The sequence below is a fragment of the Simplicispira hankyongi genome, from assembly GCF_003570885.1.
Taxonomy (GTDB): Bacteria; Pseudomonadota; Gammaproteobacteria; order Burkholderiales; family Burkholderiaceae_C; genus Simplicispira; species Simplicispira hankyongi.
This window is the reverse complement of the sequence record NZ_QXJC01000001.1, coordinates 591,751-613,156: the sequence shown is the minus strand read 5'-3', so window position 1 is coordinate 613,156 and position 21,406 is coordinate 591,751. Positions and strand designations below refer to the sequence as shown.

Annotated in this window: 25 protein-coding genes; 9 read left to right on the top strand and 16 right to left on the bottom strand. The window is 62.8% G+C overall.

Annotated elements, in window-relative coordinates; all coding sequences use genetic code 11:
- Nucleotides 1-14: 14 nt before the first annotated feature.
- The 4 genes from D3F03_RS02705 to lptF all read right to left on the bottom strand — a co-directional run bounded on the left by D3F03_RS02705 (nucleotide 15) and on the right by lptF (nucleotide 3,614).
- Nucleotides 15-956 (bottom strand): CysB family HTH-type transcriptional regulator, encoded by a 942-nt coding sequence (locus D3F03_RS02705; protein ID WP_119107807.1) that lies wholly within the window; start codon nucleotides 954-956, stop codon nucleotides 15-17.
- 68 nt (nucleotides 957-1,024) lie between these two features.
- Complete coding sequence (locus D3F03_RS02700; RefSeq protein WP_119107806.1) at nucleotides 1,025-1,402, bottom strand: sirohydrochlorin chelatase; 378 nt, start codon at nucleotides 1,400-1,402, stop codon at nucleotides 1,025-1,027.
- A gap of 14 nt (nucleotides 1,403-1,416) precedes the next feature.
- On the bottom strand, nucleotides 1,417-2,526 hold the full coding sequence (gene lptG / locus D3F03_RS02695) for an LPS export ABC transporter permease LptG (RefSeq protein WP_119108531.1): 1,110 nt from the start codon (nucleotides 2,524-2,526) through the stop codon (nucleotides 1,417-1,419).
- Entirely contained in the window at nucleotides 2,523-3,614 is a 1,092-nt protein-coding gene (gene lptF, locus D3F03_RS02690; protein WP_119107805.1) for an LPS export ABC transporter permease LptF, read from the bottom strand. The genes lptG and lptF overlap by 4 nt, the downstream gene beginning before the upstream one ends.
- A gap of 23 nt (nucleotides 3,615-3,637) precedes the next feature.
- Here lptF and D3F03_RS02685 point away from each other — a divergent pair, with 23 nt between their 5' ends.
- The 4 genes from D3F03_RS02685 to D3F03_RS02665 all read left to right on the top strand — a co-directional run bounded on the left by D3F03_RS02685 (nucleotide 3,638) and on the right by D3F03_RS02665 (nucleotide 7,416).
- On the top strand, nucleotides 3,638-5,164 hold the full coding sequence (locus D3F03_RS02685) for a leucyl aminopeptidase (RefSeq protein WP_119107804.1): 1,527 nt from the start codon (nucleotides 3,638-3,640) through the stop codon (nucleotides 5,162-5,164).
- Nucleotides 5,161-5,595, top strand: coding sequence for a DNA polymerase III subunit chi (locus D3F03_RS02680; RefSeq protein ID WP_119107803.1), 435 nt, complete (start codon nucleotides 5,161-5,163; stop codon nucleotides 5,593-5,595). The genes D3F03_RS02685 and D3F03_RS02680 overlap by 4 nt, the downstream gene beginning before the upstream one ends.
- Before the next feature lie 305 nt (nucleotides 5,596-5,900).
- Nucleotides 5,901-6,152: a hypothetical protein gene (locus D3F03_RS17365; protein ID WP_245960475.1), complete on the top strand. Its 252-nt coding sequence runs from the start codon at nucleotides 5,901-5,903 to the stop codon at nucleotides 6,150-6,152.
- A gap of 133 nt (nucleotides 6,153-6,285) precedes the next feature.
- Nucleotides 6,286-7,416 (top strand): branched-chain amino acid ABC transporter substrate-binding protein, encoded by a 1,131-nt coding sequence (locus D3F03_RS02665; RefSeq protein WP_119107801.1) that lies wholly within the window; start codon nucleotides 6,286-6,288, stop codon nucleotides 7,414-7,416.
- Between the two features lie 86 nt (nucleotides 7,417-7,502).
- Here D3F03_RS02665 and D3F03_RS02660 read toward each other — a convergent pair whose 3' ends face one another.
- The 3 genes from D3F03_RS02660 to lexA all read right to left on the bottom strand — a co-directional run bounded on the left by D3F03_RS02660 (nucleotide 7,503) and on the right by lexA (nucleotide 9,694).
- Entirely contained in the window at nucleotides 7,503-8,510 is a 1,008-nt protein-coding gene (locus tag D3F03_RS02660; RefSeq protein WP_119107800.1) for a D-2-hydroxyacid dehydrogenase family protein, read from the bottom strand.
- Nucleotides 8,511-8,549: 39 nt separating this feature from the next.
- Nucleotides 8,550-8,690, bottom strand: coding sequence for a hypothetical protein (locus D3F03_RS17205; protein WP_158606127.1), 141 nt, complete (start codon nucleotides 8,688-8,690; stop codon nucleotides 8,550-8,552).
- 329 nt (nucleotides 8,691-9,019) lie between these two features.
- Nucleotides 9,020-9,694 (bottom strand): transcriptional repressor LexA, encoded by a 675-nt coding sequence (gene lexA, locus D3F03_RS02655; protein ID WP_119107799.1) that lies wholly within the window; start codon nucleotides 9,692-9,694, stop codon nucleotides 9,020-9,022.
- 68 nt (nucleotides 9,695-9,762) lie between these two features.
- On the opposite strand from lexA, the gene D3F03_RS02650 reads away from it, so the two are divergent.
- Entirely contained in the window at nucleotides 9,763-10,719 is a 957-nt protein-coding gene (locus tag D3F03_RS02650; RefSeq protein WP_119107798.1) for an asparaginase, read from the top strand.
- Nucleotides 10,720-10,812: 93 nt separating this feature from the next.
- Here the strand turns inward: D3F03_RS02650 and adk are convergent, their stop codons facing one another.
- The 6 genes from adk to D3F03_RS02620 form a co-directional block, all read right to left on the bottom strand.
- Nucleotides 10,813-11,469 carry an adenylate kinase gene (adk, locus tag D3F03_RS02645; RefSeq protein WP_119107797.1) on the bottom strand — a complete coding sequence of 219 codons (657 nt, stop codon included), beginning with the start codon at nucleotides 11,467-11,469 and terminating at the stop codon, nucleotides 10,813-10,815.
- Nucleotides 11,470-11,593: 124 nt separating this feature from the next.
- Entirely contained in the window at nucleotides 11,594-12,412 is an 819-nt protein-coding gene (gene kdsB / locus D3F03_RS02640; protein WP_281271415.1) for a 3-deoxy-manno-octulosonate cytidylyltransferase, read from the bottom strand.
- A gap of 26 nt (nucleotides 12,413-12,438) precedes the next feature.
- Nucleotides 12,439-12,621 (bottom strand): Trm112 family protein, encoded by a 183-nt coding sequence (locus tag D3F03_RS02635; RefSeq protein ID WP_119107796.1) that lies wholly within the window; start codon nucleotides 12,619-12,621, stop codon nucleotides 12,439-12,441.
- 29 nt (nucleotides 12,622-12,650) lie between these two features.
- The gene (gene lpxK, locus D3F03_RS02630) at nucleotides 12,651-13,649 is read right to left on the bottom strand and encodes a tetraacyldisaccharide 4'-kinase (protein ID WP_119107795.1); all 999 of its coding nucleotides are present in this window, start codon (nucleotides 13,647-13,649) and stop codon (nucleotides 12,651-12,653) included.
- Nucleotide 13,650: 1 nt separating this feature from the next.
- A complete protein-coding gene (locus D3F03_RS02625; RefSeq protein ID WP_119107794.1) occupies nucleotides 13,651-14,085 on the bottom strand; it encodes an ExbD/TolR family protein in 435 nt (144 codons plus the stop codon).
- A gap of 60 nt (nucleotides 14,086-14,145) precedes the next feature.
- Complete coding sequence (locus D3F03_RS02620) at nucleotides 14,146-14,778, bottom strand: MotA/TolQ/ExbB proton channel family protein (protein ID WP_119107793.1); 633 nt, start codon at nucleotides 14,776-14,778, stop codon at nucleotides 14,146-14,148.
- A gap of 352 nt (nucleotides 14,779-15,130) precedes the next feature.
- On the opposite strand from D3F03_RS02620, the gene xseA reads away from it, so the two are divergent.
- Together xseA and D3F03_RS02610 are read left to right on the top strand one after the other, a co-directional pair.
- Complete coding sequence (gene xseA, locus D3F03_RS02615; RefSeq protein ID WP_119107792.1) at nucleotides 15,131-16,441, top strand: exodeoxyribonuclease VII large subunit; 1,311 nt, start codon at nucleotides 15,131-15,133, stop codon at nucleotides 16,439-16,441.
- Nucleotides 16,442-16,581: 140 nt separating this feature from the next.
- Nucleotides 16,582-17,163: a superoxide dismutase gene (locus D3F03_RS02610; protein WP_119107791.1), complete on the top strand. Its 582-nt coding sequence runs from the start codon at nucleotides 16,582-16,584 to the stop codon at nucleotides 17,161-17,163.
- A 121-nt stretch (nucleotides 17,164-17,284) separates the two neighbouring features.
- On the opposite strand, the gene D3F03_RS02605 is transcribed toward D3F03_RS02610, so the two are convergent.
- Together D3F03_RS02605 and D3F03_RS02600 are read right to left on the bottom strand one after the other, a co-directional pair.
- Nucleotides 17,285-17,764 carry a DUF192 domain-containing protein gene (locus D3F03_RS02605; RefSeq protein WP_119108528.1) on the bottom strand — a complete coding sequence of 160 codons (480 nt, stop codon included), beginning with the start codon at nucleotides 17,762-17,764 and terminating at the stop codon, nucleotides 17,285-17,287.
- Nucleotides 17,765-17,888: 124 nt separating this feature from the next.
- Nucleotides 17,889-18,155 carry a hypothetical protein gene (locus tag D3F03_RS02600; protein ID WP_119107790.1) on the bottom strand — a complete coding sequence of 89 codons (267 nt, stop codon included), beginning with the start codon at nucleotides 18,153-18,155 and terminating at the stop codon, nucleotides 17,889-17,891.
- A gap of 193 nt (nucleotides 18,156-18,348) precedes the next feature.
- Here D3F03_RS02600 and icd point away from each other — a divergent pair, with 193 nt between their 5' ends.
- Together icd and D3F03_RS02590 are read left to right on the top strand one after the other, a co-directional pair.
- Nucleotides 18,349-19,608, top strand: coding sequence for an NADP-dependent isocitrate dehydrogenase (icd, locus tag D3F03_RS02595; protein WP_119107789.1), 1,260 nt, complete (start codon nucleotides 18,349-18,351; stop codon nucleotides 19,606-19,608).
- A gap of 184 nt (nucleotides 19,609-19,792) precedes the next feature.
- Nucleotides 19,793-21,001 carry a tyrosine-type recombinase/integrase gene (locus tag D3F03_RS02590; protein ID WP_119108527.1) on the top strand — a complete coding sequence of 403 codons (1,209 nt, stop codon included), beginning with the start codon at nucleotides 19,793-19,795 and terminating at the stop codon, nucleotides 20,999-21,001.
- Here D3F03_RS02590 and D3F03_RS17130 read toward each other — a convergent pair.
- On the bottom strand, nucleotides 20,991-21,239 hold the full coding sequence (locus tag D3F03_RS17130) for an AlpA family transcriptional regulator (RefSeq protein ID WP_147414696.1): 249 nt from the start codon (nucleotides 21,237-21,239) through the stop codon (nucleotides 20,991-20,993). The two genes, D3F03_RS02590 and D3F03_RS17130, sit on opposite strands and share 11 nt — an antisense overlap.
- Nucleotides 21,240-21,406: the final 167 nt, after the last annotated feature.

Below are 21,406 nucleotides of genomic sequence, written 5' to 3'. Positions count from 1 at the left end.
AGAGGTTTCTAGGTTCAAAGCTCGTAGTCGTTTACTTGCCCGGTCATGGCGCGCATGACGAGATCGCGGCCCAGGCGGTCGCTCAGCAGTTCGGCAAAACGGTACACAAAATTGCGCAGGTAGGCGCCGCGCTTGAACGCCACGCGCGCCACGCTCTGGCCAAACAAATGGCCGGCCGGGCGCACCAGCAGGTCGCCTACCGGATCGTCCCGCATGGCCATTTCCGCCACGATGCCCAGGCCCAGGCCCAGGCGCACGTAGGTCTTGATGACGTCCGAATCGATCGCTTCCAGCACCACGTTCGGCTGCAGCCGGCGCGTGGCAAAGGCCTGGTCGATCTTGGTGCGGCCGGTAAACGATGGGTGGTAGGTAATGAGCGGCTCGTGGGCGATGTCGTCCAGGCCAATGCGCTCCTTTTGCGCCAGCGGATGGCCGTGCGGCATGACCAGCACATGCTGCCATTCGTAGCAGGGGAGGGTGACGAGTTCTGGGTAATCGACCAGGGATTCGGTGGCCACGCCGATTTCGGCCACCTCGTCGATCACCATACGGGCCACCTGGTCGGGCGTGGCCTGGTGCAGGCTGATGTTCACCTTGGGGTAGGCCTCGCGCAGTTTCGCGACGGCCGGCGGCAGCACGTAGCGCGCCTGTGTGTGCGTGGTGGCAATGCTGAAGGTGCCGTTGTCCTGGGCGCTGTACTGCTCACCGATGCGCTTCAAGTTGCCGACTTCGCGCATGATGAGCTCGATGCTCTTGAGGACATGCTGGCCCGGTTCGGTGATGCGCTTCAAGCGCTTGCCGTGGCGCGCGAAGATATCAATGCCGAGTTCGCCTTCGAGTTCGATGATCGCCTTGGACACCCCGGGCTGCGAGGTGTGCAGCGCTTTCGCCGCCTCGGTGAGGTTCAGGTTGCGGCGAGCGGCTTCCTGAACAAAGCGAAATTGGTGCAGGTTCATATTGAATCTTGGCTAAAGAAGCCAATCATTATGCAATATGGATCGCGTCTGATCCCGTGTGTACGACACTAGATCGGAGGGCCACCACAGGCAATTTCGGCCATCAGCGCCGTCATGCGAGGGTTCTCGCCGACCGCCTCTTGCACCTCGATGGACATGTCGGGGTGCTGTGCGCGCAGGTCGGCGACCAACAGGGGCAGGTCGTCCCGCGCGTGCCGCCCGGTGCCCAGAAACATGGGCACGATGGTCAGCGTGCGCACGCCGGCCGCGTGCAAACTGCGGCTTGCCTGCGCCAGGTCGGGCTCGCACAGCTCCAGGTAGGCACAGCGTACCTCGACGTCTGGCCGGCTGCGCTCAATTTCGGCTCGCACCGCTTCAATAGGCGCGCGCCAGCCGGCATCGCGCGACCCGTGGGCAAACAGGACGATTCCAACGGGGTGGTGCATGGCGTGCCTGCCCGTCAGCGCCGCAGCACCAGCCAGCCGAAGGCGGCCAGTGAGGCGAAGGTGTAAATAAGGCCTGGCGCCGCCGCCGTGAGCCAAGGCGACCAGTTTTGCAGGGTGCCGGCAAAACCGAACACGTTGTTGAGCAGGAAGAAGCTGATACCCGCCATCACGCCGCCAAACACATAGCCGGTGGTCGAACCCGCGCGAAAGTGCAGGTAGGCAAAAGGCAGGGCCAGCACCACCATCACCAGGCAGCTCAAGGGGTAGAACACCTTGCGCCAGAACTCGATTTCGTAGCGTTGTGCCGATTGGCCGTTGGCCTCCAGGTGGCGAATGTATTGAAAGAGATCCACGGTTGCCATGTGATCGGGTTGGAGGACTGCAGCCGAGACCATGTCGGCTGTGATCCGCGTAGGCCAGCGCAGTTCGGCAAGTTCAAGGCGCTCTGCGCTCTGTGTTTCACCGTCGGCATCTCGCAAAAAGGTATTGCTGTGCACCTGCTTGAGCTGCCACGCCTCCCCGTCGCTTGCAAGCTTTGCAGACTCAGCCAGGGTTTGCGATACAAGGCGGCTATGGGCGTCGAAGCGATAAATGCGAATGCCTTCCATCAGGCCGTCCGAGCGAATGGTCCGAATGTTCACGGCGACCGAATCGTCTCCCTGGCGCTCCTTGAGCCAGGCGCCGGTGCCGCCAGTGGTCAGGCGCGCAAGCCCTCTGGACTTGAGCACCTGCGCTGCGCGGTCACTCGCTGGCGCCACATAGTCGCCCAGGGCAAAGGTCACCATCACGAATGCACTGCCCAGCATCAGCAGCATGCCCAGTGCACGCCCTGGGCCGAGGCCGCTGGTGCGCAAAATGGTGAATTCAGAGCTTTGCGCAAAACGCGCCATCACGAAAATCGTCCCGATCAGCACCGTGATCGGTAGCAGTTCGTACAAATGGGTCGGTATGCCGAGCAGCACATACAGCACGGCCTGGGAGACCGGATAGGTATCGGGCATGCGGCCCACCGAACGCAGCTCATCGATCAGGTCAAAGAAGAAGAACAGCGCCAGAAACCCGAGCGTCACCAGAGCCACGGCAGCGAGCACTTCGCGGTGAACCATGCGGCGAATGGTCTTCATGCGGCCCTCCTGCGCCACAGTGTGGTCCATGACCAGCGGTTGTGGCGAATGCCGATGAGGGCAAGCGCAAACACCAGCACGCCGCCGTGCAGCATGCCGACGTAGGGCAACAGGCCAAAGCGCCCGGATTCGACCCAACTCTGCCCAAGCGTCATGAAGTTGTAGTAAACAACAAAGGCAAACAAGGCAAATAGCAGATTGCCGCTGCGGCTGGCACGGGGATTGACGCTCGCCAGCCCCAGGCCAAGCACCACCAGGTTGAAGGCGGTGAACGGCAGGCCCACACGCCATGCCAGTTCGGCCTGGAATGTGGGCGCGCTCTGCGCCAGAAGCTCGCGGGTGCTGCGCGTCTTGGCAGCGCCATCGTCACCCAGCCCAGCCTTGGCCGAGCCGACACGGGTGCCGTACAACTTGAACTCGCTCAGTTTGATTTCCGGCTTGTCAGTGCTGGTTTCCAGGCGCTGCCCATTGCTCAGCAGTGCAAAGCGGTCTGCCCCGCGCATTTCGATGTGCGCGCTGAGCGCCGATGTCACGGCCTGCGTGCCGTGCTCGTTCGCGGCGATGAAGACATTGCTGGCCGTGTTGGGCTCAGGGCTGTCCTTGTCAATGAAAAAGACCCGCTTGCCGCTGGCGGATTCCTGAAATTCACCCGGCGCAATCCGGTCCACGTCGCCGCGCTGTTCGTACTGCGTGCGCAGCTCCTGAACTTGCCGGTTGGCCCAGGGCCAGGCGAGCAGCGACAACACGGCCACGCCCAGCATTGCCGGCCAGGCGAAACGCAGCAACGCGGGCAGCAGACTGGCAAGGCCACGGCCGCTGGAAAACCAGATCACCATCTCGCTGTCTCGGTACATGCGCGAGAGGCTGCCGATGGTGGCAACAAACAGGCTGAGACAGAGAATGGTGGGGAGTTGGCCGAGGACCGTGTACCCCATGACGAGCATGACATCAGACGGGCTGACGTTGCCTCTGGAGGCCTGCCCCAGGGTACGGATCAGGATCATGGTCATGACCACCGTGACCAGGACTACCAGGGTGGCGCCAAAGCTGCGGGCCAACTCCTTGCGCAGTGATGAATCGAATAACATGGACGCAATGTAAAGAGGCGATTATGAACTTTGATCTCAAAACCATGGACCTGCGGGCAGCTGCGGCCGAAAAATGCGACCAACTGGTGGTGCTTGTCGGGCAGGATTTTGTCGCTGGCACCGATCCGCTTTCTGCCCTCATTGGTGAGGCGATCAAGCACAAGGACTTTGATCCCAAGCCGGGAAAGCTGCTGAGCTTTTACCAGAGTGCGGGCATTGCCGCCCGTCGGGTTCTTTTTGCCGGGATTGGCTTGGGAGATGCCCGTGGCGTGCGCCAGGCACTTGCGGGCGCCGCAGCCGCTTTTCGGTCACCCGGCACCAAGCGGGTTGCGATCTGCTTTGCCGCAGAGGCCAATGCGGCGGCAGTCTCCGCCGCCGTGCAAGGTGCTGCGCACGTGTCCTATGTCTATACGCTCACGAAGCCCAAGGGAGAAGCGTCTTCGCTGTCACGCGTGGTGGTGGGCGTGCGCGAACCAACCGCCGTGGCACAGGCCTTCGCATCCAGCGTGGCGGTGGCGCTCGGGGTGGAACTGGCGCGCGAATGGGGCAACCGACCGGCCAACCATGCCACGCCGCGCATGCTGGCCGACGCGGCCAAGGCGCTTGCCAAGCAACCCGGCATCGCCTGCAAGGTGATGGGGCCTGCCGAAGTGAGCCGTCTGAAGATGGGGGCGTTCCTCGCGGTGGCGCGCGGATCTGAAGAGCCGCTTCGCTTTATCGAGCTGCGCTACACGGGCGCGGCCCGCTCGCAGGCGCCCGTGGTGCTCGTAGGCAAAGGCATTACGTTTGACACCGGCGGCATCTCCATCAAGCCGGCGCCCGAAATGGATGAGATGAAGTTCGACATGTGTGGCGCGGCCAGTGTTCTGGGCGTTTTTCGAGCGCTGGCGCAGTTGCAGCCTGCCATCAATGTCGTGGGCCTGATCCCCGCCTGTGAAAACATGCCGGACGGCCGCTCGGTCAAGCCTGGCGATGTGGTGACAAGCATGAGCGGACAGACCATCGAAGTGCTCAACACCGATGCCGAAGGCAGGCTGGTGCTGTGCGACGCTCTGTGCTATGGCATGCGCCACAAGCCGGCCGTCATCGTGGACATCGCGACCCTGACCGGCGCCTGTGTCATCGCGCTGGGCGGCGTGCGCAGCGGGCTGTTTGCCTCAGACGAGGCGCTGGCCCAGGCATTGCTCGCCGCTGGCGAAGGTGCTGGCGATCTGGCCTGGCGCCTGCCGCTGGACGATGAATATGCCGAAGGACTCAAGAGCAATTTTGCCGATCTTGCCAATGTGGCCGGGCGACCGGCAGGTTCGATTACTGCTGCCAAGTTTCTCCAGTCGTTTGTGGGCGAGGTGCCGTGGGCGCACCTGGATATTGCGGGCACGGCCTGGAAGAGTGGGACGGCCAAAGGCGCGACGGGCAGGCCGGTGGGCTTGCTGGTGAATTGGCTGCTTGCGCGTGCACAACCAGATGCCGCCTCTTCTGAGAACGTGCCACGCGGTCGGGCCAAGAAGGCGCCGCGACCTGCCCGCGCCGCCAAGATCTCTGGTACATGACCGAGATTGCGTTTCACTTCAATGCACCGGACAAGGTGACATACGCCTGCCGTGTAGCGCGAAAGTTGCTGCGCCAGGGCCAGCGCTTGGTGATCCGGACGCCGCTGGCGTTGATGGACCCGCTCGACGCCATGCTGTGGAACATGGCGCCGCAGGATTTTGTTGCGCACTGCAGGCTGGGGGATGCTCCAGAGTTGCTGCAGGCCTCTCCCATCGTGTTGGCGCATGACGATGCGTGTGAGCTGCCGCACAGGCAGGTGCTGCTGAACCTGGAAGGCGGCGTCCCGCCAGGGTTTGGCAGCTTCGAGCGACTGATTGAAGTGGTGGTCGCCGACGATGAGGCAGACCGTGCTGCCGCCCGCGTGCGCTGGAGACATTATGTGCAACGTGGCTACGCGCTGGTGCGCCACGATCTAGCGCAGGGGGTGTGATGCCAGAACCTTCCGTTCCAAGAGTGCCGCCCCGATTTGTACCCACCCTGACCGAGGTGGTGCAGGATGCCGCTGCCGAGCGGGCCGGGCCATCGCCATCGTCGCCATTGCCATCGCCATCGCCATCGCCATCGCCATCGCCATCGCCATCGCCATCGCCATCGCCATCGACCGGGTCGATGGCTGGGCTTCATGCGCCGTCGGCTGTGAGCCGTCCAGCTGTCCCTGGTGCCGCAGCATTGCGGCCGGATGCACCAACGCCCAGGGCGCACTCCAGCGCGCCTTCCAAAGGGTCGGCTACCCAGGTGCCGCCGCCCGAACCTGTGCATTCGGTGCTGAGCAAGGATTTTGAGGAGCTGTTGGTGCACCGGGTGATGCAACGTGTGGACGTATCGCTCGATATTCGCCTTCGCGGTGCCATTGCCGCAGTGGTGGAAGAGCAAACCCGCTCCATCGTCCCTCGCCTGCGCGAAGAGATCGAGGCGGTAGTTCGTCAGGCGGTGTACGAAGCAGTCGCTGACGAGCTCGCGGCAGGGGTAGGAACGCCGCCAGCATAAGGACAGCTTTTGCGCATCGCGCTGCGCTGATTTGCGCGTGTTCCCTAGTGCCGCTGGGCATGAATATGCGTTATCTTCTTCGGCGTTGAGACACAAAAAGATGCTCAGCGTTTAATCTTTACTGGAGATTCCTATGCAATTGAAGTTGAAACTGACCGTAGCCGCAGCGTTTGCAGCTGTTGCCGGCATGGCTCTGGCCCAGGAGCAAGTGGTCACGATTGGTCACGTCGCCCCGGTGTCGGGTGCGCAAGCCCACTACGGCAAGGACAACGAAAATGGCGCGCGCATGGCCATTGAGGACTTGAATGCCAAGGGTGTGACCATCGGCGGCAAGAAAATCAAGTTTGAACTGCAGGCCGAAGATGACGCAGCGGATCCCAAGCAAGGTACGGCAGCTGCCCAGAAGCTGTGCGACTCCAAGGTTGCCGGTGTGGTGGGTCACCTGAACTCGGGCACGACCATTCCCGCATCCAAGGTGTACCACGACTGCGGCATTCCCATGGTGACGGGTGCTGCCACCAACCCCAGCCTGACCAAGCCCGGCTATGACACCACGTTCCGCATCATCGCGAACGACAACGCCCTTGGCGCAGGCTTGGCGCACTATGCCCACGATACGCTCAAGCTCAAGTCTTTTGCCGTGATCGACGACCGCACGGCCTACGGCCAAGGCGTGGCAGACGTGTTTGCCAAGACCGCAGCGGGCCTGGGCATGAAGCAGGTTGATCAGCAGTTCACGACCGACAAGGCGACGGATTTCATGGCGATTTTGACCGCCATCAAGGCCAAGAAGCCGGACGCCATCTTCTTCGGCGGTATGGACCCACAAGCCGGCCCGATGCTGCGCCAGATGGAGCAGCTGGGGATGGCTGACGTGAAGTACTTTGGCGGCGACGGCGTTTGCACCGCTGCACTCGCCCAGCTCGCAGCCGGCGCCAAGACGCTGAACAACGTGGTCTGTGCTGAAGGTGGTTCGTCGCTCGCCAAGATGCCTGGCGGCAAGGCGTGGAAGGAGCGCTATGACGCCAAGTACCCAGGCGAGTTCCAAGTGTACAGCCCCTACACCTACGACGCCACGATGCTGCTGGTCGACGCTATGAAGCGTGCCAACTCAGTGGACCCCAAGGTGTACGTGAAAGAACTGGCGAAGTCCAACTACAAGGGCGTGACCGCCACGATCGCCTTTACGAAGAATGGCGAAATGCAGACTCCCGCCATCACGTTGTACCACTACATCGATGGCAAGAAAAACCCGCTGAACTAAGGTCCTGTTTTCAGGCCTTGTGCCTGAACCCAAAAAAGGCTTCCCTCGGGAAGCCTTTTTAATTTCCAGCCGCGTACGGGCTTGCGTTACCGTCGAACCTGAAGCGCTCCTGGGTTGACGATATTGGTAGGTGTGCCGCGTATGAAATTGAGCACGTTGTCGAAAGCGGAGCCAAAATACAGCTCGTAATTGTCCAGCTCCACATAGCCGATGTGGGGTGTGCAAATGCAGTTTTCCAGGCGAAGCAGCGCGTGTCCTTGCAAAATGGGCTCGCTTTCGAAAACATCGATCGCGGCCATGCCGGGACGGCCCCGGTTGAGTGCTGCCAACAGGGCATCGGCCTCAATCAATTCAGCCCGTGAAGTATTGACCAGCAAAGCAGTGGGCTTCATATAGGACAGAGTTTCGAGGGTGATCAAGTGGCGGGTTTCCGGGGTAAGCCGCAAATGCAGTGAAACAACGTCGCATTGGGAAAAGAAATCTTGCTGCGTGATGGCCACCTGGTAGCCGTCGGTCAGTGCTTGCGCACGTGACGCCTCGCTGCCCCAGATGCGCACGTTCATCCCGAAGGCACGGCCGTATCCGGCCACGATTTGACCAATGCGACCGTACCCCCAGATGCCCAGGGTTTTGCCGCGCAGGACGCTGCCAACGCCGAAGTTGGCCGGCATGGAGGCAGCCTTGAGTCCTGACTGCTGCCAGGCGCCGTGCTTGAGGTTGGAGATGTACTGCGGCAGGCGGCGCATGGCCGCGAGCACCAGCCCCCAAGTGAGCTCGGCTGGCGCCACGGGAGACCCGACGCCTTCGGAGATTGCAATGCCGTGCTCCGTGCAGGACCCCACGTCGATATGGTTGCCGACCTTGCCGGTCTGCGCAATCATTTTCAGGCGGGGAAGTTTCTCGACCAACTGGCGTGTGATGTGCGTGCGCTCGCGGATCAGGACAATGATGTCCGCATCTTTCAGTCGCACTGACAGCTGACCAACGCCCTTGACGGTGTTGGTGTACACCTTGGCGGAGTGGGCATCGAGGCGGGCTGCGCAGTGGAGCTTGCGAACCGCATCCTGATAGTCGTCGAGAATCACGATATTCATCGCCCGATTGTGCCTTGCAGACTTCCCCTTGCCTTCTCGTCAACAAAGGCGTTCGCGCGCAGCCAGGCGGTCAAGTTCCGCACATACGTCGGCCATGCGGCCCACGATGGCCAGCCGCTCTGTAGTGCCCTCACGCATGCGCAGTACGCGCACGGGTCGCGCCGGGTGAGTTTTCAGCATGCCTGACGCAGCGCTGCATGCATGTCTCTCGGGCGGCTGCTCGGATTGCGCTGCACATCCGGTTCTATGGTTGGGGGTGAAACCACGCGTGTGCGGGAAATCGTGTGCGGGACGGGGACGTGCGGGCATGTGGCGCCCGGCTGTGCCGAGCCATTGGCGCGCAGAAAAAAAGGACAAAGTCAGTTGTGAGGCGCGAGCCAGAAGACTGTGCATGTGAAGCTCCCATGAAAATGGATGAACACAGGCAGGATTGACGTAGCTATGCATCGCAGGGATGGTGAGGCTCCTGCCCCGCCAAGCGCCCGCCACCTGCGGCGCATAGAAAAGGGTCAGTTCAACATGGTGTTGCGGATCAGGCCGACAGCCAGGCCTTCAATCTCGAAGGGCTCACCTGGCTGGACGACGATGACGGGAAAGTCCGGGTTCTCGGGCAGCAACTCAATTGCGTGTGCCGTGCGCCGCAGGCGCTTGACGGTTACCTCGTCACCGATGCGGGCCACGATGATCTGGCCGTTGCGTGCCTCGCGTGTTTGCCGAACCGCGAGCAGATCGCCATCCATGATGCCCACGTCGCGCATGGACATGCCGCGCACCTTGAGCAAGTAGTCGGGTTTGTGCTCGAACAGGCTGCTCTCGACGCACCAGGTCTGTTCGATGTGTTCCTGCGCGAGAATGGGAGAGCCTGCCGCCACGCGCCCTACCAGGGGCAGCGCAAGCTGGGTGAGTCCGGGAATGGGAAGGCTGAATTGGGTGCCGCGCGCGGCGTTGATGTTGCGTACCGCCTCGCTGCGCAGCCGGATGCCGCGCGACGTGCCGCTGATCAGTTCGATAACGCCTTTGCGAGCCAGCGCCTGAAGATGCTCTTCTGCCGCGTTGGCCGACTTGAAGCCCAGGGCTGTGGCAATTTCGGCGCGCGTTGGGGGCGCGCCGGATTGCGCAATGGCAGTCTGGATCAGATCCAGAATTTGTTGCTGTCTGGGGGTAAGACGGGGGCCGTTGAACATGGTCGTACTGCGCAAAGCAGGCCTGTATGAAGCTTCAGTACCTGTATTTTTAAACAGTTTTTCGGGAGATGCAAGTGGCGAGACAAAAAATCATGGTGTTGGGTACTGGCGGCACGATTGCCGGGAGCGCTGTGCAGCCTGGTGACAACGTTGGCTACCAGGCGGGTGAACGGTCAGTGCAGGCCTTGCTGGGGGGGCTTGGGCACCTTGCCTTGCCGCCGGAAATGGACCTGGACGCAGAGCAAGTGGCGCAGATTGACAGCAAAAATGTCGATTTCGAGCTCTGGACCGCGTTGCACCGCAGGTGTGTGGTGCACCTCGCGGATGAGGCGATTCAAGGCATTGTCATTACGCATGGGACGGACACCTTGGAGGAGACGGCCTGGTTCCTGGCCTGCACCTTGGAGGCGCGCAAGCCGGTGGTGCTGACCTGTGCCATGCGGCCTGCGACGGCGCTCTCGCCTGATGGTCCGCAGAACCTGCGCGATGCGTTGGCGCTGGCCTGCGGCGCCCGTGCTGCCGGTGTGAGTGTGGTGAGCGCGGGCGCAGTGCACCTGCCGCGCCATGTGCAAAAACTTCACCCTTACCGGTTGGACGCTCTGGGCTCAGGCGATGTCGGACCGGTGGGCTGGATGGAAGAAGGTCACCTGCGCCTGGCACACCCTTGGCCCAGTGCCGGGGAGGTGGACAAGCCCGCTTTCTCCGTGCCCAAGGAGGGGGCTGCCTGGCCATGGGTTGAAATTGTCCTTAGTCACGCGGGCGCCAGTGGGGCACAGGTGGACGCTCTGGTGCGGGCAGGGGTGCGCGGCCTGGTGGTCGCAGCGACGGGCAATGGAAGCTTGCACTACCGACTTGAGGCCGCTTTGCAGCGGGCGCAGCAGGAAGGGGTGCAGGTGCGTGTGGGGAGCCGTTGCCCGTTCGGCCAGATCGTAGGCACGCCTGGCCATGGCTTGCCACTGACTGGTGGGCTTTCGCCGGTGAAGGCGCGCATTTCGCTGATGCTGGAGCTGATGCAGGCCCAGTGAGCTGCGTACAGCTTCGGGCGGGACGGGCGACGCAAAAAAAAAAGCGCCCATCGCTGGGCGCTTTGTCTGCTGGCGCTGCCGGGGTCGGCGGCGTCAGTTGGCCAGTGCCTGGAGCGCACGGGCGGTGATGTCTTCCACGCTGCCGGTGCCGCTGATGGAGCGGTATTTGGGGGCGCTTGCCGGGTCACGTTCGGCCCAGCCAGCGTAGTAGTCGACCAGCGGCCGCGTCTGGGCGCTGTAGACCTCCAGGCGCTTCTTGACCGTGTCTTCCTTGTCGTCCTCGCGCTGAATGAGTGGCTCACCCGTCTCGTCGTCGGTGTCGGCCACCTTGGGGGGATTGAATTTGACGTGGTAGGTGCGGCCGCTGGCAGGGTGCGAGCGGCGCCCGCTCATGCGTTCGATGATGGCGTCAAACGGAACGTCGATTTCCAGCACATAGTCGAGCTTGACGCCCGCGTCCTTCATGGCGTCGGCCTGTACGATGGTGCGGGGAAAGCCATCGAACAGAAACCCATTGGCGCAATCGGCCTGGGCGATGCGCTCTTTCACCAGGCCAATGATGATGTCATCGCTCACCAGCGCGCCAGAATCCATGACGGCCTTGGCCTTGAGACCCAGCGGCGTGCCAGCCTTGACAGCGGCGCGCAGCATGTCGCCAGTCGAAATTTGCGGAATGGCGTACTTTTGGCAGATGAACGCGGCCTGTGTGCCCTTTCCGGCACCGGGGGCGCCCAGCAATATGAGTTTCATGGGGTCCTCTTGGTTGGTGTTAGCGGGTGACTTTGCACACGTCGTTCCTTTGTCCCTCTGCCAGCGTGCACGTCAGCAAACGAGGATAGCACGCGCTTCCCGCGCTCTTGCTTACGGGGCCGACTCAGGCAAAAAGGGCGCGCACGCGCTCCAGGTCTTCAGGCGTGTCCACGCCTGGGCCGGGTGCCTGCTCTGCCAGGTGCACCGCAATGCGGTGGCCGTGCCAGAGGGCGCGCAGTTGCTCCAGTTGTTCAATGGCTTCGGTAGGCGCCTGTGCAAGCGTGGGAAAGCTGCGCAGGAAGGCGGCCCGGTAGCTGTAGATGCCGATGTGGCGCAGTGGCGTGAATCCCGCCAGGCTGCCCAGGCGTGGCTGCGCCCGCTCTGCCGCGCCGTTCCACCACTCGGTACCGCGCAAGTCGCGTGCGCAAGGGATGGGCGCGCGGCTGAAATAGCTCGCGCAGCCGTGGGCATCCAGTACCAGTTTGACGATGTTGGGGTTGTGAAAATCCTCCAGCGAAGCGATGGCGTGGGCGGCGGTCGCCATGCTGGCAGCAGGCTGGGCCGCCAGCATGGCAGCGACCGAGTGCACCAGCTGCGGGTCCATCAGCGGTTCGTCGCCTTGGACGTTGACGACCAGGTCGTCGCCCTCCAGTCCCAGCGCTGCGCAGGCCTCCGCCAGGCGGTCGCTGCCGCTGGCGTGGTCGGCGCGCGTGGCAATGGCCTCGACGCCGTGCTCGGTGCAGGCGCGCAGGATGCGTGCGTCGTCGGCCGCCACCACGGTGCGCAATGCGCCGCTCTGCGCGGCCCGCTGCGCCACGCGGACCACCATGGGCAGGCCGGCGATGTCGGCCAGGGGTTTGTCTGGCAGCCGGCTCGACGCCATACGCGCCGGGATCAGCACGGTAAAGCGTACCGCTGCGCCCTGGAATGCCGCGCTGCTCACCCCGGCGGTGGGCTCAGGCGCTGTGCTCACGCCTCAAGTTCCTCGTCGCTGAGCGTGCGCGCTTCGGCCTCCAGCAGGATGGGAATGCCGTCGCGCACCGGGTAAGCCAGACGGGCACTGCGCGAGACGAGTTCCTGTCGCTCACGGTCGTAGGTAAGCGGGCCCTTGGTGACGGGGCAGACGAGCAGTTCGAGCAGACGGGGTTCCATGGCGGCGTGCGGCAAAAGCGAAGTGGTGGTCAAGAGGGCGACCGGAGGGACGATGATAGCGAGCCCAGTTGGGCCAGGCGCTTGTCCAGTGCGGCAAAAAATCCGGGGTCCAGGCGCACTTCCAGCGGCACGGCCAGCGCGTCGGGAAAGCGGGGCCAGAGTTTCACGGCATCTTTTTCGGTGCAAATAAGCCTCTGGCGCTTGTCTGTATTAGGTTTCCAGCTATTGAAATCAAAGTGATCTGGCAGTGCCAGTGTCTGCTGCAGCGGCACACCGTGCGCGCGCAACATGGCAAAAAAGTCTTCCGGGCGGGCCGTCCCGGCGACGGCGAGCAGCGCCTCGCCTGCAAGACTCGACAAAGGCACGCGCTGGCCATTGGCCGTGATGGCCGCGTCGCCCAACTGGCGCTCAATGGGAAAGGAGAGGGCGCCAGAGGAGGGCGGCGGGCTTCCCGCATACACCACGAAATCCACCGCGCGTGGCCAGTGCTCGCGCAGCGGCCCCGCCGGCATCGGCCAGCCGTTGCCCACGCCCTGCGCGCCAAAGACGCAAATTTCCAGGTCGCGCGCCAGCGCCAGGTGCTGCAGGCCGTCGTCGCAGACGATCACATCGGTCTGCGGGTGGCGTGCCAGCAGGGCGAGTCCGGCAGCGCTGCGCTGCTCAGCCACCACGACGGGCACGGCACAGCGGCGGGCGATCAGGGCGGGCTCGTCGCCCACTTCGCTGACTGCGCTGTCAGCCTGCACATGGTGCACGCCTCGGCTGCGGCGGCCATAGCCGCGCGAGATCACCCCCGGATGCATGCCGCGCGATTGCAGGTGCTGCACCAGCGCCATCACCACCGGCGTCTTGCCCGCACCGCCAGCCACCACGTTACCGACGACGATGACGGGAACGGGCAGCCGCGCACTGTGCAGCCAGCCAATGCGGTACAGGTACCGGCGCAGGGCAACGAGGGCGCGGTAGAGCAGCGACAGGGGCCACAGCGCCCGGCTCGCAGCACCGCGGCGGGCCCAGACGCGCTGCATGTCAGTGCTGCGCCGGAGCGGCGCTGGCGGCAGATTGCGTGGCGAAGGTGATCTGCGAGAGGCCTGCCCGGCGCGCGGCCTCCATCACGGTGATGACGGACTGGTGCGGCGACATGGCATCGGCGCTGATGATGACGATGCTTTGCGGCCCGGCCGTTGCGGCGGCGCGCAGGGCCGCGGTCATGTCGTCCACGCTGCGGCCTTCCAGAGTGCTCTTGTTGACTGCATAGCGGCCGTCGGCGGCCACGGAGACGATGATCTCCTTGGGGCGGTCGCGCATCTGCTCGGCGTCGGCCACCGGCAGCGTGAGCTGCAGCTCGGTGAACTTGCTGTAGGTGGTGGTCAGCATCATGAAGATGAGAATCACCAGCAGCACGTCGATAAAGGGGATCAGGTTGATCTCGGGCTCTTCCCGGTCGCGGGAGCGGAAGTTCATGGAGCGAACCTCCGGTTTACGCCTGCCGTCCAGGGTACTGGCTTGCTGCACACCATGGCGTCACTTCTTCTGCATGCGCAGCAAGTGGCGCAAGAACTGCTCGGCCGAGAGCTCAAGCGTCAGCAGATAGGCGTCTACCCGGGCGCGGAAGTAGCGCCAGAAGATCAGCGAAGGAATGGCCACGATCAGGCCAAAAGCGGTGTTGTAGAGCGCCACCGAAATCCCGTGTGCGAGCTGCGCCGGGTTGCCGCCACCACTGACAGACCCCGGGCTTTGCGAGCCAAAAATCTCGATCATGCCGATGACGGTGCCCAGCAGGCCGAGCAGCGGCGCCGCCGAGGCAATGGTGGCCAGCGCACTGAGGTACTTTTCGAGCCGGTGCGCCACCACCCGCCCAGCGCCTTCCATGGCGGCGCGCAAATCGGTTTCTGTGCAACGTGGGTTGCTGTTGAGCGCCCGCAAGCCCGTCGCCAGCACTTCGCCCTGGGCCGAGTTTTGCGCCAGTTGCGCCACCACGTCGGGGCCGGGCAAGCTCACGGAAGAGACGGAAATGGCTTCATCAAGCAGTTTGGGCGGCGCCACGCGGGCTGTTTGCAGCGCAATGAAGCGCTCGATCACGAGCGCCAGCGCGAGGATCGAGCAGGCGACCAAAGGCCAGATGGGCCAGCCTGCGGCTTGTATGATGGACAGCAATTCTCTCTCCGCGCGGATTGGGCAAGCGGGCATTATGGACCAGCTTTTTTGCGCCATTCGTGCTTTGGCTTGTGCGGTGCAGCGCCTCGCCATTCGCCCACAGAAGCTGTGGATAACTTTGTGGGTAAGCCAGTGCCAATGGCCTGCAATGTGGCGCCAATACGTGATTAGAACACTTTGATGATTTTTTGTGCAGTAAAAAATCCAATAAAATCAATGACTTGTACGTATTTGCTTGGTTTCTGGCGATTTCCCCTAAAAATTGTAGGGCGCGTGCTCGCTGCGCCTGCGCTGTGGAGTACTGCGCTGCAGCAAGTGCGCGCAGGCCACGCCAGCACGTGTTTTCACGCTCATGTTTGAGCAAGCGCTGGTCCCTGGCGGCGAACGCGTTTGGGACGTAGGCGCCCTGTGCCGTGCGGTGGGCGATGCCTTGGCGGCGCGCTTCAATCCGGTGGCCGTGCGCGGCGAGATTTCAGGGTTTTCCCGCGCTTCCAGCGGCCACTGCTATTTTTCCCTCAAGGACGCTGGCGGTCAGATCCGCTGCGCCATGTTCCGCCGCGCTGCCAGTCTGCTCGATTTCAGCCCCAAGGACGGCGACTGTGTGGAGTTGCGCGGCCGTCTGGGCGTCTACGAGCAGCGTGGCGATCTGCAACTGGTGGTCGAACATCTGCAGCGCGCCGGCCAGGGGGCTTTGTTCGAGCAGTTTCTTCGTCTGAAGGAAAAACTGGAAAAAGAGGGCTTGTTCGATGCCGCTCGCAAGCGGCCGCTGCCCCTCGCGCCGCGCGGCATTGGCCTGGTCACCTCGCTCGGGGCTGCCGCCCTGCACGACGTCGTCAGCGCGCTGCGCCGGCGCGTACCGCACATTCCGGTGCTGTTGGTACCGGCCCAGGTGCAGGGCGCGCAGGCACCGCAGTCGCTGGTGCGCGCGCTGGAGCAGCTCTACGCCCGAGCTGCCGCGCCGCCCGAAGCTGGCGCCGTGCCCATAGACGTCATTCTGCTGGTGCGCGGCGGCGGTTCACTGGAAGATCTCTGGGCCTTCAACGACGAGGCGCTGGCACGCACCGTGGTGCAAAGCCCGGTGCCGCTGGTCTGCGGTGTGGGCCACGAGACCGATTTCAGCATCGCCGACTTCTGCGCTGACCTGCGCGCGCCCACGCCAACGGCCGCAGCCGAACTGGTGTCGGCGCCGCGCGACACCTGGCTGGCTGCGCTTGCGTTGTTGCAGCAGCGCCTCACCGAAGCGCTGGAGCGCCAGATTGACCAGCGCCACCTGCGCCTGGACCAGGCCGCCGCCCGCCTGGGACGGCCCTCGCAGATTGCGCAGCGCGAGCAGCTTGGCCTGGCGCGGCTTGCACAGCGGCTGCAGCATGCAATGCTATTGAAATTGCAGCATGAAACTCAGATAGTAAAAGCGCTAGAGGCCGATTTTCCTCAAAAATTAAGGTCTGCGCTGGGGGCGCATCAGCAGCGCCTGGCCACCGCGGCCCTGCGCCTGCAACTGCTGGACCCGGCTCTGGTGCTGCAGCGTGGCTACGCCCTGCTGCAAACCCCGTCTGGAGAGCTGGTGCGCAGCGTGCGCCAGGCGCCGCCCGCCACTGCCTTGCGCGCGCGCTTGGCCGATGGCTCGCTTGACCTGACGGTGGTGCCGCCGCGGCTGTTGTAGGACAAGACCGGGTTTCGCCCTGCAGCGGTGGGGCCATGGCCCCGCAGCGAGCAGCTTCGGCGCGTTCTTCCTAGAATGCCTGTTGAAGCCCGCGCGGCTGGCCTGCGCGCCCACAACAAGCCATTCCAAAGGAGTTCCCCATGCAACACCAGCTTCCCCCTCTGCCTTACGCCATCGACGCGCTGGCACCCCATTACAGCCAGGAAACCCTGGAGTACCACCACGGCAAGCACCACAAGGCCTATGTGGACAACCTGAACAAGCTGCAGGAAGGCACCGAATACGCCAGCATGCCGCTGGAGCAGATCGTCAAGAGCGCCACCGGTGGCATCTACAACAACGCCGCGCAGATCTGGAACCACACATTTTTCTGGAACTGCATGAAGCCGGCTGGCGGCGGTGCACCGTCCGGCGCGCTCGCCGCGGCCATTGACGCCAAGTTTGGCTCGTATGCCGCGTTCAAGGAAGCCTTTGTCAAGTCGGCTGCCGGCAACTTCGGCTCGGGCTGGACCTGGCTCGTGAAGAAGCCCGACGGCAGCGTGGACATCGTCAACACCGGCGCCGCTGGCACGCCCTTGACGACGGCCGACAAGGCGCTGTTGACCGTGGACGTCTGGGAGCACGCCTACTACATCGACTACCGCAATGCGCGGCCGAAATTCCTTGAGGCGTACCTCGAGCACTTGGTGAACTGGAAGTTCGCCGAGTCGAACTTCGCCTGATCCGCGTTGCTCCAATGAAAAGCGGCCCCTTGGGGCCGCTTTTTTTGCTTAATTAATGGACTTTGCGCAGGCTGGATAAGCGTCTGTAGCTCTTCTTTTTGAAGGCTGCCTCGGTATTTGGTCAGCGTTTGGCTGCGGCAAACACTGCGCCCGAAAGCTTGAACCCCGCTTTGACATTGCGCGCCTTGAACCAGCCCTGGTTCATTTCCAGCACGTAACGCACGGGTTTGCTACTGCAATGCGAATCGGTGGTCTCCGGCTGCATATCGGCCAGGTTCACCACGGTGCCGTCGTCGGCAACAAAGGCAGCGGTCAGCGGCAGCAAGGTGTTCTTCATCCAGAAACACTGAACACCGGCTCGCTCGAAGATGAACAACATGCCTTCCTGAGGCGGCATGGACTGGCGCTGCATCAACCCGATCTGGCGCTCGCTGGGTGTCTGCGCGACCTGGGCATCGATGCGGTACATTCCGGCCGAGAGTTCGGTACGCGGCAAATCCATCTGCGGCGCCTCCTGGGCCTGCACGCTGGCCAAGGGTGCCAGCAGCGCCGCCAGCACAAGCGGCAGCGAAAAACGGGGAGCCAGAGAAAGCCCAGTCATGAACACTCCGAGAAAACGGTGAAACGGTTGCGATACAGGCAAAAAAAGGCCCGCACGAAGCGGGCCATTCTCATACATCAGGCGGGGTGGCGAGCAGCACCGCCGAGGTCGCCTGGAAATCCAATCAAGCGGCCTTTGCCGCAGCCTTGTGGGCCTTTTTCTTGGCGGTCTTCTTGTGGGATTTGGCCGCTTTGTGCGTCTTGGTGGCCTTCATTGCTTGGGGCGCGGGTGCTGCCTCAGGAGCTGCAGCAGCCATGGGTGCTGCGGCAGGTGCCGGTGCTGCGGCAGGTGCCGGTGCTGCGGCAGGTGCCGGTGCTGCGGGGGCGGCGGTCTGGGCTTGGGCAGAGAACACGAAAAGAGTTGCTGCAAGGGTGGCAAGAAGTTTGTTCATAGGAACTTTCCAGAAAAAGGGAAACGCCGGTTGTTTTGGTGCTTTGCAAAGCTTGCCAAGCCCGTCCACAACGGCGCCCGGGCCGGGCCGTTGACAGGGATTTGCAAAATCTTTTGTCGGTAGAATTAAAAGGTTTAGAGAGTTTTGCCTAACCTGCTGAAAGCCCTTCAGCCCCCAACGGAGTCTTGCGACCATGACCACCTACCAGCACATCAAAGTGCCCGCCGAAGGCCAGAAAATCACCGTCAATGCCGACATGTCATTGAATGTGCCAGACCAACCGATTATTCCGTTCATCGAAGGCGACGGCACTGGCGCCGATATCACACCGGTCATGATCAAGGTGGTCGACGCAGCCGTGGCCAAGGCCTACGGCGGCAAAAAGAAGATTCACTGGATGGAAGTCTTTGCTGGCGAGAAATCCACCAAGATTTATGGCCCTGACGTGTGGCTGCCCGAAGAAACCCTGGCGGCCATCAAAGACTATGTGGTGTCCATCAAGGGGCCCCTCACCACGCCCGTGGGCGGCGGCATCCGCTCGCTGAACGTGGCCCTGCGCCAGGAGCTTGACCTGTACGTCTGCCTGCGCCCCATCCAGTACTTTGACGGCGTGCCCTCGCCCGTGAAAGAACCACAAAAGACCAACATGGTCATCTTCCGCGAGAACTCGGAAGACATCTACGCCGGCATCGAATTCGAAGCCGAATCCGACAAGGCCAAGCGGCTCATCAAGATTTTGCAGGACGACTTCGGTGTCACGAAGATCCGCTTCCCCGCCACGTCGGGCATCGGCATCAAGCCCGTCTCGCGCGAAGGCACCGAGCGCCTGGTGCGCAAGGCCATCCAGTACGCCATCGACAACGACAAGCCCAGCGTCACCATCGTGCACAAGGGCAACATCATGAAGTTCACCGAAGGGGGCTTCCGCGACTGGTCCTACGGCCTGGCCGCCAAGGAATTCGGCGCCGAGCTGATCGACGGCGGCCCCTGGATGAAGTTCAAGAACCCCAAGACGGGCAAGGAAATCACCGTCAAGGACAGCATCGCCGACGCCTTCCTGCAGCAAATCCTGCTGCGCCCGGCCGAGTACAGCGTGATCGCCACGCTCAACCTCAACGGCGACTATGTGTCTGACGCCCTGGCCGCGCAAGTCGGCGGCATCGGCATTGCCCCCGGCGCCAACCTGTCGGACACCATTGCCATGTTCGAAGCCACGCACGGCACGGCGCCCAAGTACGCCGGCAAGGACTACGTGAACCCCGGTTCCGAAATCCTCTCGGCCGAAATGATGCTGCGCCACATGGGCTGGGTGGAAGCGGCCGACCTCATCATCAGCTCGATGAAGAAGTCGATTGCCAGCAAGAAAGTCACCTACGACTTCGCCCGTTTGATGGACGGCGCCACGCAGGTGAGCTGCTCGGGCTTTGGCCAGGTCATGATCGATAACATGTAAACTGGTTTCCCCCGGGTGTTCCGGGTTGCAAAAAGGCCACGTTCTCTCTGGAAGAGGGGCTTTTTTGTTGCCCATCGTTGCGCGAGGTCGGCCTGCATTGCGGCGCCATGGCTCCATGAATTGCTCCATGGTGCAGAATATGGAGCCATACCAGCGACCTATCGCCGGTTTCATGGAGCCACCCATGGCAGATCGCAGTGTCAACTACGCCCTTCGTGCGACGGTCATCAACGCGGCCAAACCCAAGGCCAAACCCTACGTCCTGACGGATGGTGGGGGCCTGTATGTCGAGGTACTGGCCACGGGATCGAAGGTTTGGCGTTACAGCTACCGGCTCGGCGGTAGCCGGCCCAAGTTGACGATCGGCTCATATCCCGAGATCGGCATTGCCGATGCGCGCGACAAGCATGCAGAGTTGCGCGCGTTGGTGGCCAAGGGGGTAGACCCGATCCGGTACACGCGGGAGACAACGGCTCAGCGGGAAGCGGAGGACCGTGCACGCATCACGTTTGCCTCGTTCGCCAAGCAGTGGATCGCCGATACCCTGTTCTATCGGTCCGAGAGCTACCGAAGCCAGACGATCCGTCTGCTGGATGCTCACATCAATCCCACGATCGGGGAAAAGGCTTTGGCAGAGGTGAAGCCGGCCCACGTGCTGACCATCGTGGAGGCGCTCAAGCATGTGCCGACAACAGCTGATCGCTGCCGGGCACTGATTCAGCAGATCTTCAACCACGCGATCCGAAAGCTGCTGGTAGACAGCAACCCGGCCGTGGCGATTCGGGGCGTCATCAAGGTGCCGCCCAAAACCCACCATCGGCACTTGTCGGAGAAGGAACTGGCCGCTTTTTGGAAGAAGGTCGGCATGCAGCATACGGCCAGTGCCGTGACCGTCTATGCGGTCAAGTTGCTCATGCTGACCATGGTGCGCAAGTCCGAATTGCGGCTGGCAAAGTGGGGCGAGTTCGACCTGGGGGCACGCATATGGGACATTCCCGCCGCGCGCATGAAGATGCGTAGCCCGCACCGGGTCTACTTGTCGGAGCAGACAGTCAACCTGCTGCAGGAGTTGAAGAAGATGTCAGGGCATGGCGAATATGTGTTCCCGATGCGATTCCTGGGAGGGCAAGGCAAGCCAATCTCGGACGCCACGCTCAACCATTTCATCAAGCGTTTGGATTTTGGGGTGCCTGAGTTTTCACCGCATGGAATGCGGGGGACAGCAGCCACTTTGTTGCGGGAAAATGGGTTCTCCCGTGATGTGGTGGAACGGCTGCTTGCGCACCAGGAACGCAGTTCCGTCGTGGCGGCCTATACCCATGCCGAATACGCTGATGAGCGCCGCAAAGCGTTGCAGTGGCTGGCGGACCGGATCGACAAAATTACGACGTAGATGTTCCCAGGCTGCGGACCGTCTCGATCTCCCAGACCCGCGTGGCGGTTCCGGCGAGGAAGCGGCCTGCCGGAGCTTTGCCCGACTTCACCCACCGGTGCCAGGTGCTTCGGTCGATCGGCAGGATGCCGGCATAGCCGCGTCTGGGATCGCGGCAGATGTCCGAACTGCGCACCAGTGCACCTGGCGGGTAGCTCGTGATGGGTCTGTACGACGGTTCCGACCTTTCGTTTTTCATGGCGTGGCTCCTGCGCGCGGTCATCGAGCGCCTGATGCCATTCTCAAAAGAGAAGTCGTCGAAGAAAACTCGCCACGGCGTAGCAGGGCGTAGCACCAAGGTGTCATAGGTGGGTGGTCATTGCACGGTCCATCAATTCTCCACGGGAGGAGTTGGTCGGCTGGACC

Coding starts and splice junctions, on each gene's coding strand:
- D3F03_RS02705 (WP_119107807.1), bottom strand. CDS start 956: ATGAACCTGCACCAATTTCGCTTTGTTCAGGAAGCCGCTCGCCGCAAC.
- D3F03_RS02700 (WP_119107806.1), bottom strand. CDS start 1,402: ATGCACCACCCCGTTGGAATCGTCCTGTTTGCCCACGGGTCGCGCGAT.
- lptG (WP_119108531.1), bottom strand. CDS start 2,526: ATGAAGACCATTCGCCGCATGGTTCACCGCGAAGTGCTCGCTGCCGTG.
- lptF (WP_119107805.1), bottom strand. CDS start 3,614: ATGTTATTCGATTCATCACTGCGCAAGGAGTTGGCCCGCAGCTTTGGC.
- D3F03_RS02685 (WP_119107804.1), top strand. CDS start 3,638: ATGAACTTTGATCTCAAAACCATGGACCTGCGGGCAGCTGCGGCCGAA.
- D3F03_RS02680 (WP_119107803.1), top strand. CDS start 5,161: ATGACCGAGATTGCGTTTCACTTCAATGCACCGGACAAGGTGACATAC.
- D3F03_RS02665 (WP_119107801.1), top strand. CDS start 6,286: ATGCAATTGAAGTTGAAACTGACCGTAGCCGCAGCGTTTGCAGCTGTT.
- D3F03_RS02660 (WP_119107800.1), bottom strand. CDS start 8,510: ATGAATATCGTGATTCTCGACGACTATCAGGATGCGGTTCGCAAGCTC.
- D3F03_RS17205 (WP_158606127.1), bottom strand. CDS start 8,690: ATGCTGAAAACTCACCCGGCGCGACCCGTGCGCGTACTGCGCATGCGT.
- lexA (WP_119107799.1), bottom strand. CDS start 9,694: ATGTTCAACGGCCCCCGTCTTACCCCCAGACAGCAACAAATTCTGGAT.
- D3F03_RS02650 (WP_119107798.1), top strand. CDS start 9,763: ATGCAAGTGGCGAGACAAAAAATCATGGTGTTGGGTACTGGCGGCACG.
- adk (WP_119107797.1), bottom strand. CDS start 11,469: ATGAAACTCATATTGCTGGGCGCCCCCGGTGCCGGAAAGGGCACACAG.
- D3F03_RS02635 (WP_119107796.1), bottom strand. CDS start 12,621: ATGGAACCCCGTCTGCTCGAACTGCTCGTCTGCCCCGTCACCAAGGGC.
- lpxK (WP_119107795.1), bottom strand. CDS start 13,649: ATGCAGCGCGTCTGGGCCCGCCGCGGTGCTGCGAGCCGGGCGCTGTGG.
- D3F03_RS02625 (WP_119107794.1), bottom strand. CDS start 14,085: ATGAACTTCCGCTCCCGCGACCGGGAAGAGCCCGAGATCAACCTGATC.
- xseA (WP_119107792.1), top strand. CDS start 15,131: ATGTTTGAGCAAGCGCTGGTCCCTGGCGGCGAACGCGTTTGGGACGTA.
- D3F03_RS02610 (WP_119107791.1), top strand. CDS start 16,582: ATGCAACACCAGCTTCCCCCTCTGCCTTACGCCATCGACGCGCTGGCA.
- D3F03_RS02605 (WP_119108528.1), bottom strand. CDS start 17,764: ATGACTGGGCTTTCTCTGGCTCCCCGTTTTTCGCTGCCGCTTGTGCTG.
- D3F03_RS02600 (WP_119107790.1), bottom strand. CDS start 18,155: ATGAACAAACTTCTTGCCACCCTTGCAGCAACTCTTTTCGTGTTCTCT.
- icd (WP_119107789.1), top strand. CDS start 18,349: ATGACCACCTACCAGCACATCAAAGTGCCCGCCGAAGGCCAGAAAATC.
- D3F03_RS02590 (WP_119108527.1), top strand. CDS start 19,793: ATGGCAGATCGCAGTGTCAACTACGCCCTTCGTGCGACGGTCATCAAC.
- D3F03_RS17130 (WP_147414696.1), bottom strand. CDS start 21,239: ATGAAAAACGAAAGGTCGGAACCGTCGTACAGACCCATCACGAGCTAC.